16 protein-coding genes are annotated in these 16,791 nt (G+C 42.9%); 9 read left to right on the plus strand and 7 right to left on the minus strand.

The window, feature by feature from the left end; all coding sequences use genetic code 11:
- Positions 1 to 142 precede the first annotated feature (142 nt).
- The 3 genes from IEY48_RS02415 to nhaD all read left to right on the plus strand — a co-directional run bounded on the left by IEY48_RS02415 (position 143) and on the right by nhaD (position 4,050).
- Positions 143 to 1,162, plus strand: coding sequence for an aspartate carbamoyltransferase (locus IEY48_RS02415; RefSeq protein WP_188916879.1), 1,020 nt, complete (start codon positions 143 to 145; stop codon positions 1,160 to 1,162).
- Between the two features lie 26 nt (positions 1,163 to 1,188).
- Entirely contained in the window at positions 1,189 to 2,475 is a 1,287-nt protein-coding gene (gene hemL, locus IEY48_RS02420) for a glutamate-1-semialdehyde 2,1-aminomutase (protein ID WP_188916881.1), read from the plus strand.
- Between the two features lie 327 nt (positions 2,476 to 2,802).
- A complete protein-coding gene (gene nhaD / locus IEY48_RS02425; RefSeq protein ID WP_188916883.1) occupies positions 2,803 to 4,050 on the plus strand; it encodes a sodium:proton antiporter NhaD in 1,248 nt (415 codons plus the stop codon).
- Between the two features lie 75 nt (positions 4,051 to 4,125).
- Here nhaD and IEY48_RS02430 read toward each other — a convergent pair whose 3' ends face one another.
- Positions 4,126 to 5,127 (minus strand): general secretion pathway protein GspB, encoded by a 1,002-nt coding sequence (locus IEY48_RS02430; RefSeq protein WP_188916884.1) that lies wholly within the window; start codon positions 5,125 to 5,127, stop codon positions 4,126 to 4,128.
- Positions 5,127 to 6,797, minus strand: coding sequence for an ExeA family protein (locus IEY48_RS02435; RefSeq protein ID WP_188916885.1), 1,671 nt, complete (start codon positions 6,795 to 6,797; stop codon positions 5,127 to 5,129). The genes IEY48_RS02430 and IEY48_RS02435 overlap by 1 nt, the downstream gene beginning before the upstream one ends.
- A gap of 130 nt (positions 6,798 to 6,927) precedes the next feature.
- On the opposite strand from IEY48_RS02435, the gene IEY48_RS02440 reads away from it, so the two are divergent.
- Positions 6,928 to 8,160: a multifunctional CCA addition/repair protein gene (locus IEY48_RS02440; RefSeq protein ID WP_188916886.1), complete on the plus strand. Its 1,233-nt coding sequence runs from the start codon at positions 6,928 to 6,930 to the stop codon at positions 8,158 to 8,160.
- Between the two features lie 279 nt (positions 8,161 to 8,439).
- Positions 8,440 to 8,706 (plus strand): Lpp/OprI family alanine-zipper lipoprotein, encoded by a 267-nt coding sequence (locus IEY48_RS02445; RefSeq protein ID WP_124017059.1) that lies wholly within the window; start codon positions 8,440 to 8,442, stop codon positions 8,704 to 8,706.
- Between the two features lie 343 nt (positions 8,707 to 9,049).
- On the opposite strand, the gene IEY48_RS02450 is transcribed toward IEY48_RS02445, so the two are convergent.
- The 4 genes from IEY48_RS02450 to folB all read right to left on the minus strand — a co-directional run bounded on the left by IEY48_RS02450 (position 9,050) and on the right by folB (position 11,938).
- On the minus strand, positions 9,050 to 9,883 hold the full coding sequence (locus tag IEY48_RS02450; RefSeq protein ID WP_188916887.1) for a putative RNA methyltransferase: 834 nt from the start codon (positions 9,881 to 9,883) through the stop codon (positions 9,050 to 9,052).
- A gap of 313 nt (positions 9,884 to 10,196) precedes the next feature.
- Entirely contained in the window at positions 10,197 to 10,994 is a 798-nt protein-coding gene (locus IEY48_RS02455) for an undecaprenyl-diphosphate phosphatase (protein ID WP_188916888.1), read from the minus strand.
- A gap of 25 nt (positions 10,995 to 11,019) precedes the next feature.
- A complete protein-coding gene (folK, locus tag IEY48_RS02460) occupies positions 11,020 to 11,544 on the minus strand; it encodes a 2-amino-4-hydroxy-6-hydroxymethyldihydropteridine diphosphokinase (RefSeq protein WP_188916889.1) in 525 nt (174 codons plus the stop codon).
- Between the two features lie 40 nt (positions 11,545 to 11,584).
- Positions 11,585 to 11,938, minus strand: a complete 354-nt coding sequence (folB, locus tag IEY48_RS02465; protein ID WP_188916890.1) for a dihydroneopterin aldolase — start codon at positions 11,936 to 11,938, stop codon at positions 11,585 to 11,587.
- Between the two features lie 241 nt (positions 11,939 to 12,179).
- On the opposite strand from folB, the gene plsY reads away from it, so the two are divergent.
- Entirely contained in the window at positions 12,180 to 12,812 is a 633-nt protein-coding gene (gene plsY, locus IEY48_RS02470; protein WP_188916893.1) for a glycerol-3-phosphate 1-O-acyltransferase PlsY, read from the plus strand.
- 24 nt (positions 12,813 to 12,836) lie between these two features.
- On the opposite strand, the gene tsaD is transcribed toward plsY, so the two are convergent.
- Positions 12,837 to 13,853 carry a tRNA (adenosine(37)-N6)-threonylcarbamoyltransferase complex transferase subunit TsaD gene (gene tsaD / locus IEY48_RS02475; protein ID WP_188916895.1) on the minus strand — a complete coding sequence of 339 codons (1,017 nt, stop codon included), beginning with the start codon at positions 13,851 to 13,853 and terminating at the stop codon, positions 12,837 to 12,839.
- 308 nt (positions 13,854 to 14,161) lie between these two features.
- Here tsaD and rpsU point away from each other — a divergent pair, with 308 nt between their 5' ends.
- From rpsU to dnaG, 3 genes are all read left to right on the plus strand, one after another.
- Positions 14,162 to 14,377 (plus strand): 30S ribosomal protein S21, encoded by a 216-nt coding sequence (gene rpsU, locus IEY48_RS02480; protein WP_006080725.1) that lies wholly within the window; start codon positions 14,162 to 14,164, stop codon positions 14,375 to 14,377.
- Positions 14,378 to 14,384: 7 nt separating this feature from the next.
- Positions 14,385 to 14,828, plus strand: coding sequence for a GatB/YqeY domain-containing protein (locus tag IEY48_RS02485; protein ID WP_188916897.1), 444 nt, complete (start codon positions 14,385 to 14,387; stop codon positions 14,826 to 14,828).
- Positions 14,829 to 14,917: 89 nt separating this feature from the next.
- Positions 14,918 to 16,645 carry a DNA primase gene (gene dnaG / locus IEY48_RS02490; protein ID WP_188916899.1) on the plus strand — a complete coding sequence of 576 codons (1,728 nt, stop codon included), beginning with the start codon at positions 14,918 to 14,920 and terminating at the stop codon, positions 16,643 to 16,645.
- The last annotated feature ends 146 nt before the right edge of the window (positions 16,646 to 16,791 follow it).

Consider the following 16,791-nt stretch of genomic DNA (forward strand, 5'->3'; position numbering starts at 1 on the left):
CATATTTATCTGTTGTTTATTTTCTGCTACAATTTTGCCTCAGCCATATAGTAATAAAACCACAAAATACCCTATAAAAATATCGGTGAAATAGCATGCTGTTCTGGTGAATATTTTACCCTACACTTTGGAAATCAGGCTGATGATGCAGTTCGAAGGTTCACATATCCTTTCCGTAAACCAGTTAGATCTGGATTCAATTAACACTATTTTTAATGTTGCCAGTAAAATGACCCCCTACGCTTTGCGCGAAAAACGCACCAATGTGTTAGATGGCGCGATTTTAGGCAATCTGTTTTTTGAGCCTAGCACCCGTACACGTGTTAGTTTTGGCTGTGCTTTTAACTTGCTTGGTGGCCATGTACGTGAAACCACAGGAATGGCGTCATCGTCATTATCAAAAGGTGAGTCTTTATACGACACAGCCCGAGTGCTATCGACCTACTCAGATGTTATCGCCATGCGTCATCCCGATGCTTACTCAGTAAAAGAGTTTGCCGAAGGTAGCCGCGTGCCAGTGATTAACGGTGGCGACGGCCCCAATGAGCACCCGACGCAGGCATTACTTGATTTATTTACCATCAAAAAAGAGCTTAGCCACGCAGGTATGAGCATCGATGGTATGCACATTGCGATGGTAGGTGATTTAAAATATGGCCGCACAGTGCATTCTTTATCGCGCTTACTTTGTATGCATAAAGACATTAAGTTCACATTGATTTCACCCAGTGAGCTAGCAATGCCTGACTATGTGATCGCCGACATTGAAAATGCTGGGCATAAGATCACAATAACAGAACAACTTGAAGGTAATTTGCATCAGGCAGATATATTGTACCTAACCCGCATTCAAGAAGAGCGTTTTCCGTCACAAGAAGAAGCCAACAAGTATCGCGGCAAGTTTCGCTTAAATCACAATATTTACACGCAGCATTGCAAATCAAATACCGTGATCATGCACCCGTTACCACGAGACTCGCGCGCCCAAGCAAACGAGCTCGACAATGATTTAAACAGCCATCCAAGTTTGGCTATTTTTAGACAAGCCGACAACGGCTTACTTATCCGTATGGCACTTTTTGCATTAACACTTGGAGTTGAAAACCAACTCGAAAAGTATGAGTGCCCAGTAAACTGGTATTCACGTAAAGCCGATAGATAATTGGCATACAAAATTAAGGATTAGACATGACCCGCTCCGAAGTCTTATTTGAACAGGCTAAACAAACCATTCCAGGTGGCGTTAACTCACCTGTTCGTGCCTTTAATGGTGTTGGTGGTTCACCGTTATTTATCGAAAAAGCCGATGGCGCTTATATTTTCGATGCCGACGGTAAAAAATATATCGACTATGTTGGTTCATGGGGACCGATGATTTTAGGCCATAACCATCCTAAAATTCGTCAAGCGGTTTTAGAAGCCGTTGAAAATGGTTTGTCATTTGGTGCACCAACTGAGCTTGAAGTCAAAATGGCTGAAAAAGTGATTTCAATGGTGCCATCAATGGAACAGGTTCGTATGGTGAGTTCAGGTACTGAAGCCACCATGAGTGCCATCCGTTTAGCCCGTGGATTTACTAACCGCGACAACATTTTAAAGTTTGAAGGTTGTTACCACGGCCATGCTGACTGCTTATTAGTTAAAGCCGGTTCTGGTGCATTAACCCTTGGTCAGCCAAGCTCACCTGGTATTCCAGAAGACTTTGCTAAGCACACGTTAACAGCAACCTATAACGACCTTGATTCTGTGCGTGCTATTTTCGAGCAGCACCCAGACGATATCGCTTGTATCATCCTTGAGCCTGTGGCCGGCAACATGAATTGCATTCCACCTGTAGAAGGCTTTTTACAGGGTTTACGTGCCATTTGTGATGAGTTCGGTGCGTTATTAATTATCGATGAAGTCATGACAGGTTTCCGTGTATCAATGAGCGGTGCACAAGGCCATTACGGCGTTACACCTGACTTAACCACTCTAGGTAAAGTGATTGGCGGCGGCATGCCAGTGGGTGCATTTGGTGGCCGTAAAGAAGTGATGCAATTTATTGCACCTACAGGCCCAGTTTATCAAGCTGGTACCCTATCAGGTAACCCAATTGCAATGACCGCAGGTTTAGCGCAAATGGATGCCTTATGTGAGCCTGGTTTATATGAAGCACTTGCGGCCAAAACCAAACGCGTTGCAGAAGGCTTTAAAGCTGCAGCGGACAAACATGGTATTCCATTAAGCATCACTTGTGTGGGTGGTATGTTTGGTTTCTTCTTTACTGAAGACAAAGCACCAATGACTTCATTTACTCAAGTAACCAAGTGCAACATGGAGCATTTCCGTCACTTCTACCATGCAATGTTAGATGAAGGCGTGTACTTAGCGCCAAGCGCATATGAAGCCGGCTTCTTATCAATGGCCCATGGCGATGAAGAAATTGACTACACTCTCGCTGCTGTTGACCGTGTTTTTGCTGCAATGAAGTAAGCGCTCAGCCTGTTAGAAAAAGGATAATCAACTTAGTTGGTTATCCTTTTTTATTGGTATAAACCCACCCATCTACGACTTCCCCCCCTCTTGGTGCTCAAACCTTGCTCGACTTTGGTCTATTTTGGCGCAAACAATTGTGATCTCTGTTGCGAAATATCCATTTGTGTGATGTGATCGCGCCGCAAATAGAAAACTTAATTGAACCTTAAAATGAGGTTGGGTTAAGTGAGCATAAATTCTCGGTAATAATGTTAGGGCTTTTGAAATAAGCTTGAACGATCAACAGCGCCTAATGACCTACAACACAAAGTTGGAATTGCAGTCATGCTACATACTTTTCTTATCTCTCTTGCGGTGCTCGCACTGCTCAGTATCGTGCTCGAAGAAGTTACTCACATTAACAAAGCAAAAACCACTTTATTCCTTGGCTGTATCGCCTGGATAACCTTGTTTATTGCCTCTGGCAGTCCTGAAAACAGTAAACTGGTTGGCGAAGAACTGAATGAAAACTTATTAGAGATTGCCACATTATGGCTATTTTTAATGTCGACTATGACCTTTGTCGCTTATTTAAACGCTAAAGGCATGATCCAGGTTTTAGTGCAAAAAATATTTCCGCAGCAAGTCTCTGTTCGCATGTTAATGCTGCAAGTTGGTTTGTTCGCTTTAGTGTTATCAACATTTTGTGACAACGTCACCGCAACCTTGGTGTCTTTAGGCCTGCTAACTACCTTTAACCTCGACAATCAAATGCGTCGCCGCATGGCGGTATTGATTATTTTTGCGGTGAACTCAGGTGGTGTTGCGTTGATTACTGGCGATGTCACCACATTAATGATTTTCTTAGCCGGAAAAGTGCATATCTCTGAGCTACTGGTGTTGTTCATTCCTGCAGGGATAAGTGTTGGCTTGTTAGCAGTGCTGTTTTCACTCAAAGCTGAGGGCCATGTGAGCACCACGCCAATTGAACAAAGATACAATACGGTTGATATCGTGATAGGGATAATCTTCTTTGCCACGATTATTTTAACCATGGCACTTAACGTACTGTTTGGAGTTCCACCTGTGCTGACGTTCTTATTTGGTTTGTCGGTCATGTTCTTAGTTGGCCGTACAGACAAGAGTAACAGCGAGGAAGTACAGGTACTCGAATACATACGCCAGGTTGAATTTGATACCTTACTGTTCTTCCTAGGGATTTTATTATTGGTCGGCATGCTGAAAGAAATTGGTACGCTTAACTTATTAACCGACGTATACGGTATGTATAACCCAAGTATTTCTAACTTCTTCACCGGTGTTGGCTCAGCATTATTAGATAACGTACCACTCACGGCTGCGTTATTAAAAGCAGACCCAGTGTTAACCACAGTGCAATGGTTAGGCTTAACCTATGCTGTGGGTGTGGGTGGTTCATTATTAATTATCGGTTCAGCGTCAGGCATTATTGCCATGAGCAAAGTAGAAGAACTGACTTTTGTGAGTTATTTAAAATACGTTCCTGCGTTGTTGTTATGCTACAGCTTGGGCTATGTATTAACCTTGTTTTTAGCTAACCATATTCACGGTTAAGGCGACGTTAGCAATACTTAATAAACAACAAAGGCGCATTACGCGCCTGTGTTGTTTTAATCTACATGATACCGATTAGATAGCTGGCACCCTAAATTGCTCACCATTAATATCTAAAATAATATCTCTTGGGCGGATCTCAATAATCGTCAGTTTATTTTTAATCATGTCCCCTTGCTGAAGCTCTGCACCATCAACATTTAACCAACGGTTAGTTGGGTCTGTGGCATAAACATGTGCGTTAACATTAAACTCTGGCACCTGCAATTGCAGACTGGCGGGTAAGTCGCCATATTTAGGAATTTGGCGGTTACTCGGCGTTGGGATCGGATCAAGCTTAGCCTCTGTCATCCGTTGATTAACTGATTCCTCAAATTCGACTTCTTTAAGTGCGGTTTCAAACGCGGCCAATAAATTGTTTTGCTCATCAATCGACGGCGCTTTCACTGACGCAAAATCGACTTCTTGAGCCGCTGCGTTCACTTGCATACGCAACGCTTCAAGTTCAGCAAGTCCACGGCGGTTAGCATTAGCCCCTAAAACTATCGGTTCTTGTTGTGATGGTTCTGCATAAGATTGCGTTTGCTGGCGAGGACTATTTTGTGCAGGCGCTGATTGTTGCTGCGGATATTGCTGCGTGTTTACCGGAGCTGTATTAGCCTGTGAAACATATGCAGGGCCAGAATCTCGGTAATTGCTTGTCGGCACAGACATCGCCGTTTGATTAAACGGTTTTGCTATTGGCAGTGCCACTTTACCCGCTAAGCGAACATCATCAGATACCGGAGTCATTGCTGTTTCAACCTTCGAAACTGGCGGGTTAACTACTGCCGGTTTTGGTAAACTTTGAGCTGGAGCGACTGGCGCAATAGACTGCGTTGTAGGCGACACAAGCAGCAAGCTCATCCCCCAAGCAGCACCCACTCCAACAAACACCGCAGTTGCCAGTAAACCGTACTTTTTTAGCGAGGCAGGTTTATTTGGCGGCGATGAATATTGTGGAGGGGTCGACATTAAATCGGCCACATTGCCTTGCTGTTGTTTATTGCGATTAACGGCATCCAATAAAATCGACATTAACGACGTTCCTCAGAAGCGCTTAATCTAGGGCCTTGTTGGCTCAAATATAAATTAAGTTGTATTAGGGTTTGATTACCGGCAATGCCATCTGGTTTTAAACCATGCTGACGCTGAAACTGCATAAGTTGTTGCTCTAACTCACTGTCAAATTGAGTCAGCAAACGCGCGCGACGTTGGCTCACAATGGCTAAACTATTTTCTAACCACTGCACTTCAGCCACACTGGATGCCTGGCCGATTTCACGCGGTAAAATACTGTCTGGCTGCCATAAAATCTCAAAAGTGCCGCTAAAGTGACGATCAAACCAATCTTTATTGACCCAAAATTGCTGCTCACCTAACTGCAGTAAGATTTGATCAACTTGACGCTCAACAATCACCCCGTAAAACACATTAGCTTGCGCATCTTGCAAATAAACAACGGCAGGATAATTGAGGCGCATAATACTGTTCCAATTACCTTGTTGTTGGTAACAGGCTAGGTTTTGTTGTTGTGCAGCCTGACAAGCAGATAAACCAATGATGGGTTGCTTATCCCATAAACCAAACAACCCAGCAAAAGCATTATCGATACTGTTACTTTGCAGCATTGCCTGACGTAATATTTGCTGATCTGCATTAACAGCAGGTGTTGATTGCACTGGAGCTTGTGGTTGTTGCACCTGTATAAGCGGTTTGTCTGCAGTAGTTGTAGTGATGGGTTCATCTACGGGTTGCTGAGCCTGAGCTGGAGGCAATGTAGTGGTAGCACTGAGGTTTTCGTCAATCGCTGTGCGATTAAACAAATAAAATGATAAGCCAAATGCCAGCACCAACGCCGCAGCGGCCACAAATGGCCAGCGCTTTTCACTAGACTCATCAATGTCACCTAACACTTCAACCGCCGCTTGATTAACCATCTTATGATCAATTGGCACTTTGCCTTGGCCATAACCGGCCATTAACGCACGCTCACATAGTAAATTGGTTAATCGAGGAATACCGCCAGAGTGCTTATGCAATGCCGCTATTGCTTTACGGGTAAATAAAGGTTCATGGCGTCCTGCCACCTGTAACCGGTGCAACACATATAAAGCAATTTCTTCTCTATTTAACGGCAATAAATGATATCGAGCGGTGATACGCTGAGCCAACTGGCGTAAATCTTGGCGCTTCAATAATTGCTGCAATTCAGGCTGACCAATTAAAATAACCTGTAATAGCTTTTTGGTGTTGGTTTCTAGGTTTGTTAATAAGCGCAGCTGCTCTAACACTTCCGAGCGCAAATGCTGTGCTTCATCAATAATCAGCACCGTATTGCGGCCATTTTTATGATTATTGAGTAAATACATGCTGATGAGATCTGTCAGCTGTTTTAAGGTTGGATTTTCACCATAACTAATTTCGAGCTCATCACATAATGTGGCTAATAGCTCTAGCTCGGTTAAAGAAGGATTAAGAATAAAAGCAGTATCGGTATTATCAGGTATTTGCTGCAATAAACAGCGTGAAACGGTGGTTTTACCCGTCCCAACCTCTCCTGTTAATAACACAAAACCGCCGGTTTCTCCCAAACCATAAGTTAGATGGGCTAGCGCCTCACGATGGCGGTCGCTTAAGAACATATAATGAGGGTTAGGCGCAATTGAAAACGGATTATCATTTAATCCATAGAAGGCTTTATACATTCGACCAAAAATCCTTATTTGAAACTGACGGCTCACGTTAATGCTTGTATCACAGCTTGTCAAAAGTTAGCCGTAAAAATCTAACTCTGGTAATATTTATGACACTTATTATTACACGTTGTGGTACGCCATGAAGATTTATTTAGTAGGCGGGGCCGTGCGCGATTCCCTTCTTAATCAACCTGTGGTCGACAAAGATTACGTGGTTGTGGGTAGCAGTGTTGAACAAATGCTAGCGCTTGGTTATCAGCAAGTTGGCAAAGACTTCCCGGTTTTCTTACACCCCAAAACACAACAAGAATACGCCCTAGCCAGAACGGAGCGAAAAACCGGTAATGGTTACCAGGGATTTAGTTGTGACGCCAATCAACAAGTCACCCTTGAACAAGACTTACTACGTCGTGATTTAACCATTAATGCCATCGCTCAAGACGAACAAGGCAACTTGCTCGACCCTTACCATGGTGTTGACGATATTAAGGCTAAGGTGCTGCGTCATGTTTCTAATGCGTTTATAGAAGATCCTTTACGGGTATTACGTGTTGCACGCTTTGCTGCACGTTTTCATCATTTAGGCTTTAGTATCGCACCAGAAACATTACAGTTGATGCGTGATATTGCCAATAATGGCGAACTTGAGCACCTCACTCCTGAGCGCGTATGGCAAGAATGCGATAAAGCATTAGCGAGCCAAAGCCCACACGTGTTTTTTGAAATATTAAGAGAATGCCAAGCGTTAGACGTGTTATTTCCTGAGATCGATGCCTTGTTTGGTGTGCCACAACCTGAAAAATGGCACCCTGAAATTGATAGCGGTATCCATACTTTAATGGTACTGGAACAAACCAGTAAATTGAGCACAAACAAAGCGGTCCGTTTTGCTGCGTTAGTGCACGACTTAGGTAAAGCGCTTACCCCTAAACAAGATTGGCCAAAACATCATGGCCATGGACAAAAAGGCTTAGCCGCAATCAAAAAGCTGTGTCAACGAATAAGAGTACCGAATGAATATCGTGATTTAGCGCTGTTAGTGAGCGACCAGCACCAAAATATTCATAATGCGTTTGAACTTAGAGCTGAGACCATCATCAAACTGTTCGATAAGGCAGACTTTTGGCGTAAACCTCAGCGGCTAACCGACTTATTATTATGTTGTCATGGCGACATAAGAGGGCGTACCGGATTTGAGCAAGCACAGTATCCGCAGGCTGATTATTTACAGCATTGTTTGCAACTAGCAAACCAGGTTGATGTGCAATCGATTATCGCTGAAGGGCACCAGGGTGCGGCAATAAAAAGCCAATTACAATTAAAACGCATAGAACGTGTTAATGAGTATAAATTACAATTGGTTAAAAAATAACATTCGTGTTACAACTATCTTTACTACTTTGATAGTAAAAAAGCGAAAAAATGCAATTTTTAGCGGTGAATAAGCAATAAATCACTAAGATTTATATAAAATCGATAAAAAAGAGTAGTTTTAAGCCAGTAGACTTGCAATTTTCATTTATTTCGTTATTTTAGATAAATAATCTTATATTTGCCTATAGCAAATAAAAAAAACTGTGACATAATTACGCCGTTGCAAAGGCAGACGCCGTTGCACTATTTAACAACCTATATATTAAGGGATTTACCCATGAACAAAAAAGTACTGATGATTGCTGGTGTTGCGATGACTGCTTTATTAGGTGGTTGTGCTAACACTACTGCTTTAGAAGAAAGCGTAGCAAACCTAGGAAACAAAGTTGATCAACTATCAGCAGAAGTTGGTTCTTTAAAGTCTGAGCAAAGCAAGCTATCTGCTGATGTTAAAGGCGCTAAAGCTGCTTCTATGGACGCACAAGCCGAAGCTAAACGTGCTAACGACCGTTTAGACAACATGGCTTCTTCTTACAAAAAGTAAGAATTGCTATTAAAAATTAGCTTATATTAATAGGTTGATTATTAGGGCTTGATTGTTGATTAACTACTTAGGTAGCCTTCAACGTCAAGCCTTAATTATTTGTGAAACATAAAGAATCAAGCAGTATTAAGCAGTTAATCTAAACATTTCCTACAACTCCACACCTGTGCAAACAGTATTTCCCCGATGCATTGTTCAACCATTTAATCTTTCTAAACAGTCCTATAGAAATCTTAGTCTCTGGCCGCAATAGTACCTAACAGCGAAGCGCCTAATACTCTAAGGCTCTCGCCGCACCTTTATCTTATCGTTTGTTATCACTTGTCATCAGATTAGTTTTTTATCAGCGCTTCTTAAGCGTAATGATCTGCCAATCAAACTCAAGTTCAGATATCGCAGTCGCTTTGATTTTGTGCTTTAACTCATCATTAGCCCGCCAGCCAAACACCGACATTTCTAACAACGTGAGCGCTTGCTCGCCAGCTACAGATTGGGTAAAACTCACTTGCTGCTGTGATTCAATCTCAAGCTCATTCGGTAAATTAAGCTGTAACGGCTTTTCGACCAAATCAGGATACACTTGCTGCTTAATTTGCCATAAATGACGCACACCAGGCTGTAACATCAAAATTCGGCCATCATCCTTTAATACTCTAATACACTCTTTCCCTTTTAAGAGTGAATCGAACACGGTAACGACATCCATTGATTGAGTCGCAAAAGGCAGTTTTTTTAGCGCGGCTAAAATAAGTTTTGCTGGGGTTTGTGCTTTAGCCGCTGCAAATATTGCATTCTCGGCGTCGGTAATCCCCCAATGCTCACACGCAACACCAGCCTCTGCAACGGCAGGCACTAGCTGGCGTAAGTAATAGCCATCGGCACACTGGTAGTCCAGATGCTCAAAAGCCTGATCACTGCTGGCATTTATTACACTTAATAACCTTGCTTGTAATTGTGTAATAAGCGGTGCGAATAGCCCTGATTCCAACAAAAAATGACGCCCACGCATTTGCTGGCGCGACAACACTTGAGGTTTAGTTTTGGTATTACTCAGTAACGGCCAATAACCTTGCGTATGTTTATCAAAATGGTGTTTATTGTCACAATAAAATCCCATTGAAGCTTGATGTTGATTTATCGGTGCAGCGCACACTGGGCATAATAGCGGTAGAGTCATAGCAAACCTTAACTCGAGATAACAAACAGTTACCAATAATGAAAACAAAAAACGGGCATTGCTACCCGTTTATAAAGTGTGTGATTAACCTGAGCTCGGGATAAGGGATGAACTTATGCTATTTAAAATCAAGATGTTACCCATTCTCACTTTCAAGCTTGTCATTTGTTCAGCTAACAAGGCGAATTGACGCGTCAATAGCTAGCCTATTGTAAGTCGATTCAACGCAGTTAGCAGGACAAAGGACTGTTTGAAAGGCGTTTATTATCCCGAGCTCAGGTTGATTAGTCTTATTTAATGTTTAGCCATCGTCTTAAAGGTAAAGCATCCCCAGTAATAAACCCCCTAATAGTAGGCGATAAATCACAAATGGTGTCATGCCAATCTGGCTAATAAACTTTAAAAAGTAATGAATACATAAATAAGCCGATACAAACGACACCACAACACCTAATCCAAGCGCTTGATAGTCTATTGCCGCAGGGCTTTCAACTAAATCTTTAGTCACCAATAACGCAGCACCAAAACTCACGGGTATCGACATTAAAAACGAAAATCGGGCGGCGGCTTCGCGGGTTAAACCTAGCATCAGTGCGGCGGTCATCGTGGCACCAGAACGAGATGTACCAGGTATAAGCGCCATGGCTTGAGCGACACCAATCAATAACGCTTTTTTCCAGCCCATTTGAAACTCGTTTAATTGCGCTTTTGACATTCTGTCGGCAAACCATAGCAACAAACCGAACACAATAGTGGTGGTTGCGATTACAAGTGTGTTTCTAAAATGAGTTTCGATAAAGTCTTTCGCTGTAAAACCAACAATCACGGCAGGGATTGTGGCTAAAATAATCCACCAAGCCAGCTTACTTCCCTGGCTAGATTTGCCAGTAAGACTCATAAACCAGGCTTTAGCTAAGGCAACAATATCGTGACGAAAGTAAATCACTACCGCGAATAAAGAGCCAGTATTCACAGCCACATCAAATGATAGGCCTTGATCTGCCCAGCCTAAAAGTTGCGACGGTAAAATTAAATGTGCCGAGCTAGAAATCGGTAAAAACTCAGTTAAACCTTGAATTAATGCCAGCAGAATAACTTGAAGCGTTTCCATATTTGTCCTTGTGAAGATTCACTTTTTAAAGGGTTGATAACTTGATATTGGGTTGTAATTCAGCTGGGAACTCAAACGCTATCGGCCATAAGCTTTGACATTGTTTGTCATAAGCTTGCCAAAGTGCGTGATAACTTTTTTGTGCTACCGGATGGTTCAAGTTAGGGGCAACTTCAGCAAGAGGCCATAGTACAAAGGCATTAAATAAAATTTCGCCACGAGGCAGCTCTACCGGCTCGTCACAAACCGTGTCGTCATACAAGAGTAAGTCGATGTCTAGGCTACGCGGACTGAACTTTTTCTCACCTCTAATTCGCCCGTTAGCCTGTTCAATACGCTTAAACGTTGCAACAACCTCTCCAATAGCCAGATCGGTTTCTGCCACTGCCACCATATTTAAAAAATTGGTGCCTTTAAAGCCAACCGACTCGCTTTCAAATACCCGCGACAACTGCAAAGGGCCAAAATATTGCTGTAAATCTAATAAGCCAGCTTTAAGGTGCTGCTCAGGCGAGATGTTCGTCCCTAAGCTGATGTAAATACGTGCCATTGGCTAACCTAAATTGCTAATACGATAAAAAGAAACACTGTTAAATACGGCCACGTTCAATCTCAACACCCACTGATGCGGCATGCGGCACGGCACCGGGTTTCATCACGACCACTTTGACCCAGGGCACATTAAATTCATCTTGCAGGCATTCGGCAATCATTTCAGCAACGGTTTCAATCAATTCAATTGGTTTTTCAGTGATCAGAGCCGTTAAACGATTTGATACGGTTTCATAGCACAATGCATGCTCATAATTATCACTGGCAGCCGCTAGGCGGTTGTCCCACGCCATATCTAAATCAATTAATAACGTTTGATGAAGCTTTTTTTCCCAGTCATAAATACCAATCACAGTTTCTATGGCTAACTGACGTATAAGCACCTTATCCATGTAACTACCCACCTTGAACGACTTAAAAAGACCCTAAGATCATCCTAATCAAACTTTATTAGCGATTATATGCCTAATAATACACATTTAAGCTTTTTCCTAATGAATTAAAGCAGTAGGATAGCGCTATTGTGCAATTAACATCTTTTAACTGATGACAATTTGCCATAAGACAGCACAATGCAATGCTGTCATGCAAATCAATGCGCGATGATACCCTAAGAAGACTAAGGAAACCAATTTGAACACCGTTATTGTCACAATATTGATGATCATAGCCGCTTATTTAGCTGGTTCGATCTCAAGTGCCGTATTGGTCTGTAAAATTAGAGGTTTACCTGATCCAAGAACCAGCGGTTCTGGCAACCCTGGAGCCACGAACGTATTGCGGATCGGTGGCGTCAGTTCAGCAGGGCTAGTGCTGTTTTTTGACATGCTAAAAGGCGCACTTCCTTCATATCTTGGTTATAAAATTGGTCTGGATGCGGCGTCACTCGGTTTTATTGCAGTATGTGCTTGTCTTGGACACATATTCCCACTGTTTTTTGGCTTTAAAGGTGGCAAAGGTGTCGCAACAGCCTTTGGTGCAATGGCTCCCATTGGTGGCGACTTAGCACTGTGTCTTATTTTAACCTGGGTGGTGTTTGTGTTAATCACGCGCTATTCATCTGTTGCGGCAATGGCTGCGGCAACCTTGGCACCTTTTTATACCTGGTGGCTCGACGATAGATTTATTTTACCAGTAGCAATGCTTTCCACCTTGATTCTCATTCGCCATAAAGACAATATTGGTCGCCTGCGCATAGGTGAAGAAACAAAAGTCTCCCGAAAAAAATCCATAAAAAAACCTAACTCCACAACCAACAAGAGTTAGGTTTTCATTTCGCTAAGGTAAAGCTTAATCAACCGCAGGCAAACTATCTAATGGCCAGCGAGGTTGACCTTTAACTGCTAAATCTTCGATTTGTCCTGCGCGTAAACGTTGCAAGCCTGCAAACGCAATCATTGCACCATTGTCGGTACAAAACTCACCACGCGGGTAGTACACTTGCCCACCTAAATTCGTCATCATCTCAGCAAGTGATTCACGTAAACGCTTGTTCGCGCTTACGCCGCCGGCAATGACTAAACGCTTATAGCCAGTTTGCTTTAATGCACGTTTGCACTTAATCGCTAAGGTATCGACTACAGCCTCTTCAAAAGCACGAGCAATATTGGCACGGGTTTGATGATCGTCAGGTTCGGCTGCAATGGTATTGGCGGTAAAGGTTTTTAAGCCAGAAAAGCTAAAATCTAAACCCGGTCTGTCTGTCATCGGCCGAGGAAACTTATAACCAGCAGGTAAGCCTTCTTGGGCCAGTTTAGCCAAGCGTGGCCCACCAGGGTAATCAAGGCCCATTAACTTAGCGGTTTTATCAAATGCTTCACCGGCAGCGTCATCAACCGACTCACCTAATACCTGATAACGGCCAATGCCTTCAACCTGAACCAACATCGAATGTCCGCCTGACACTAGCAGTGCAATAAACGGAAATTCTGGCGCATCCTCTTCTAGCATAGGTGCCAATAGATGGCCTTCCATATGGTGAACGCCCACCGCAGGTTTATTCCAGGCATAAGCTAAAGAGCGGCCAACGCAGGCACCAACCAGTAGAGCACCAATAAGACCAGGGCCTTTGGTGTAAGCAACACCGTCGATGTCATCTAAGCTTGAATTAGCTTCACTTAGCGCCTGCTTTATTAATGGCACAATTTTACGAACATGATCACGAGATGCGAGCTCAGGCACTACACCGCCGTAATCGGCGTGCAATTTAACTTGGCTGTATAGTACATGCGACATTAAGCCCAACTTATCGTCATACACCGCAATCCCAGTTTCATCACAAGATGTTTCTATACCTATAACCCGCATAATCTCTCGTCTTCATTAAAAATAAGGCCGCTAATTCTACCCGTGTCAGCCTAAATACTCCAACATTTCAGTATTAAAGCCGATAAATATCAGAAAATGAAAGTGTTACCTCATTATCTAAGAGAAACTCAATCAGGGGTTTACAAATGGCTGCTGGTCGGTGTAAAATTCCGCACCATTTTAAATAGCCTTTGGATTGAGTTGAGGCCTTACTGTTTACTCGCTGTCATTTGTTATTAACGGGTGTCAGACAAATTAAACCGTAGACTTAGCCAACCAACATAACTACACCTAAGGGGTGATGGCGTATGCCAATTATTAAAGTACGTGAAAACGAACCATTCGACGTAGCTCTTCGTCGTTTCAAGCGCTCTTGTGAAAAAGCTGGTATTTTAGCTGACGTGCGTGCTCGTGAATTCTACGAGAAGCCAACTACTGCTCGTAAGCGTGCAAAAGCTGCTGCAGTTAAGCGTTTAGCTAAAAAGCTTTCTCGCGAAAACGCACGTCGCGTACGTTTATACTAATCTCATTATGAACTTAACCGATCAGCTAAAAGACCAAATGAAAGAAGCCATGCGCGCTAAAGAAAAAGTGCGCTTGGGGACTATTCGTATGGCACTTGCCGCCATCAAGCAGATTGAAGTGGATACCCGCGAATCTCTAACGGATGAACAAGCGATAGCTGTATTAACCAAAATGGTCAAACAACGTCGCGATTCGATTGCTCAATATGAAGCAGCCGGTCGTCCGGAGTTAGCCGCAGCTGAGGCTGAAGAGATTCAAGTTATTGAAGCTTTTTTACCTCAACAATTAACGGAAGAAGAAGTCGCAACGATTATCGATGCCACTATTGCTGAAGTTGGTGCTGCATCCATGGCGGATATGGGTAAAGTAATGGGAGCATTAAAATCGAAAGTTCAAGGTCGTGCAGATTTAGGTGCTATTGGCACTATGATACGCGCTAAATTGAAATAATCGCTTTTTAATGTTGAATAAGCCGTGCACTTGCACGGCTTGTTTGTTTAAATCAGTTGATAAAGTAAATTCGAGAACAATAGCAATCAATGGCGATACCTCGTGATTTTATCAATGAGCTTATAGCTCGCATAGACATAGTCGATCTAATTGATCGCAAAGTCCCTTTGAAAAAAGCCGGTAAAAACCACTCGGCTTGTTGTCCTTTTCATAGCGAAAAATCACCTTCTTTCACCGTCAGCAGAGATAAACAGTTTTACCATTGTTTTGGCTGCGGCGCCCACGGCAATGCCATTGACTTTGTCATGGAATACGATCGTCTCGAATTTGTTGATGCCATTGAAGAACTTGCAGGTCAACTCGGTATAGCCGTACCAAGAGAGCAAGGTACAGGCAAAAGACCAGACCAAGGCTTAAGCCGCGATTTATACCAATTGATGGAAGAAGCCAATCTCTTCTACCAAAGCCAGCTAAGACAACATCAAGATAAACAAAAAGTCATTGATTACCTCGAATTTAGAGGCTTATCAAACGACGTTGTTGAACAATTTGGTATTGGGTTTGCTCCCGATGGCTGGGACGGTTTACTCGGACGTTACCGCCAAAATCAAGCAGCACAAGATAAATTACTGACAGCAGGCATGCTTATTGCCAACGATAACGGCAAACGCTATGACCGTTTTCGTGACAGATTAATGTTCCCAATCCGTGATCGCAGAGGTCGCGTTGTCGGATTTGGTGGACGAGTTTTGGGTGACGGTACCCCAAAATACTTGAATTCTCCAGAAACGCCCATATTTCATAAGGGTAATGAGCTTTACGGTTTATATGAGCTCAAACAAAAACACCGCGATCCACAGCACGTTTTAATTGTTGAAGGCTATATGGATGTAGTCGCCCTGGCGCAATTTGAGGTAGATTATGCGGTAGCCTCACTTGGCACGGCCACCACGGCTGAACAATTTCAGCTATTAGTGCGTAGTGCCAAGCAAGTGATTTGTTGTTATGACGGCGACAGAGCTGGCCGAGAAGCCGCATGGCGAGCACTAGAAACCGCCCTGCCGTTGCTCAAACCTGGTGACCAGGTCAAGTTTATGTTTTTACCTCAAGGTGAAGACCCTGACACTATGGTCAGAAAAATTGGCAAAGATGCTTTTGAAGCATTAATGCAAGATGCGATGTTATTGCCAGCGTTTTTATTTGACACGTTAAGTAACAACCATGGTGCCGACAAAGGGGCATTAGCCAAGCAAGCCATTGGTCTAATTGAAAAGGTACAAGATACCGTCCTACAAAATTTGTTGCTAGAAAACTTAGCACACAAATTAGGCATGAACAGTAGCGAAGATTTAAAGAAAAAATTAGGTTTTGCGGTTAAAAAAGCACAACCTCTTAATGCAAAAGGCTTACAAGGCCGTGGCACACCATTAAGGTTAGCCATTGCGCTACTTGTTCAACATCCTCATTTAGGATTTGGACTAGAAGAACAAGCAGCATTAAAACGACTAAAAATGCCCGGAGTAGATTTACTTGGGCACTTGTTAGAAATAACTCGTGAACAATCGTTAAACAGCGCACAACTACTTGAACTGCATAGAGAGCATGAACAAAAAAGCACTCTAATAAAGCTAGCCCAATGGGACCATCAAGTGGCGGATGAAAACGTATTGCTAGAGTTTAAACAAACCCTGATTTGGTTATACAATCAATCAATTGAACAGCTTTATCAGGAATTAAGCCTTAAGCAGACTTTGACAAAAGTTGAAAAGCTTCAACTTACAAAGCTAATTGCAATAATAAAAGGCAAGGCAACATAGTACTCATTGATTGTTTCACAATCTGCGTACAAAACGCTGCCATGGACTAGCTAAGATTAGTCCACACAGTTATAATTGACGATTTGCGCGCCACTTTAGCTCGGCTAAATGGCCTATCGTTTTATCAGTTACCCAAACTTGGATGA

Origin of the sequence: Shewanella saliphila, from assembly GCF_014648295.1 — a bacterium.
Taxonomy (GTDB): Bacteria; Pseudomonadota; Gammaproteobacteria; order Enterobacterales; family Shewanellaceae; genus Shewanella; species Shewanella saliphila.

Coding starts and splice junctions, on each gene's coding strand:
- IEY48_RS02440 (WP_188916886.1), top strand. CDS start 6,928: ATGAAGATTTATTTAGTAGGCGGGGCCGTGCGCGATTCCCTTCTTAAT.
- IEY48_RS02445 (WP_124017059.1), top strand. CDS start 8,440: ATGAACAAAAAAGTACTGATGATTGCTGGTGTTGCGATGACTGCTTTA.
- dnaG (WP_188916899.1), top strand. CDS start 14,918: ATGGCGATACCTCGTGATTTTATCAATGAGCTTATAGCTCGCATAGAC.
- IEY48_RS02485 (WP_188916897.1), top strand. CDS start 14,385: ATGAACTTAACCGATCAGCTAAAAGACCAAATGAAAGAAGCCATGCGC.
- folB (WP_188916890.1), bottom strand. CDS start 11,938: ATGGATAAGGTGCTTATACGTCAGTTAGCCATAGAAACTGTGATTGGT.
- IEY48_RS02430 (WP_188916884.1), bottom strand. CDS start 5,127: ATGTCGATTTTATTGGATGCCGTTAATCGCAATAAACAACAGCAAGGC.
- nhaD (WP_188916883.1), top strand. CDS start 2,803: ATGCTACATACTTTTCTTATCTCTCTTGCGGTGCTCGCACTGCTCAGT.
- IEY48_RS02435 (WP_188916885.1), bottom strand. CDS start 6,797: ATGTATAAAGCCTTCTATGGATTAAATGATAATCCGTTTTCAATTGCG.
- tsaD (WP_188916895.1), bottom strand. CDS start 13,853: ATGCGGGTTATAGGTATAGAAACATCTTGTGATGAAACTGGGATTGCG.
- folK (WP_188916889.1), bottom strand. CDS start 11,544: ATGGCACGTATTTACATCAGCTTAGGGACGAACATCTCGCCTGAGCAG.
- IEY48_RS02450 (WP_188916887.1), bottom strand. CDS start 9,883: ATGACTCTACCGCTATTATGCCCAGTGTGCGCTGCACCGATAAATCAA.
- IEY48_RS02455 (WP_188916888.1), bottom strand. CDS start 10,994: ATGGAAACGCTTCAAGTTATTCTGCTGGCATTAATTCAAGGTTTAACT.
- IEY48_RS02415 (WP_188916879.1), top strand. CDS start 143: ATGATGCAGTTCGAAGGTTCACATATCCTTTCCGTAAACCAGTTAGAT.
- hemL (WP_188916881.1), top strand. CDS start 1,189: ATGACCCGCTCCGAAGTCTTATTTGAACAGGCTAAACAAACCATTCCA.
- rpsU (WP_006080725.1), top strand. CDS start 14,162: ATGCCAATTATTAAAGTACGTGAAAACGAACCATTCGACGTAGCTCTT.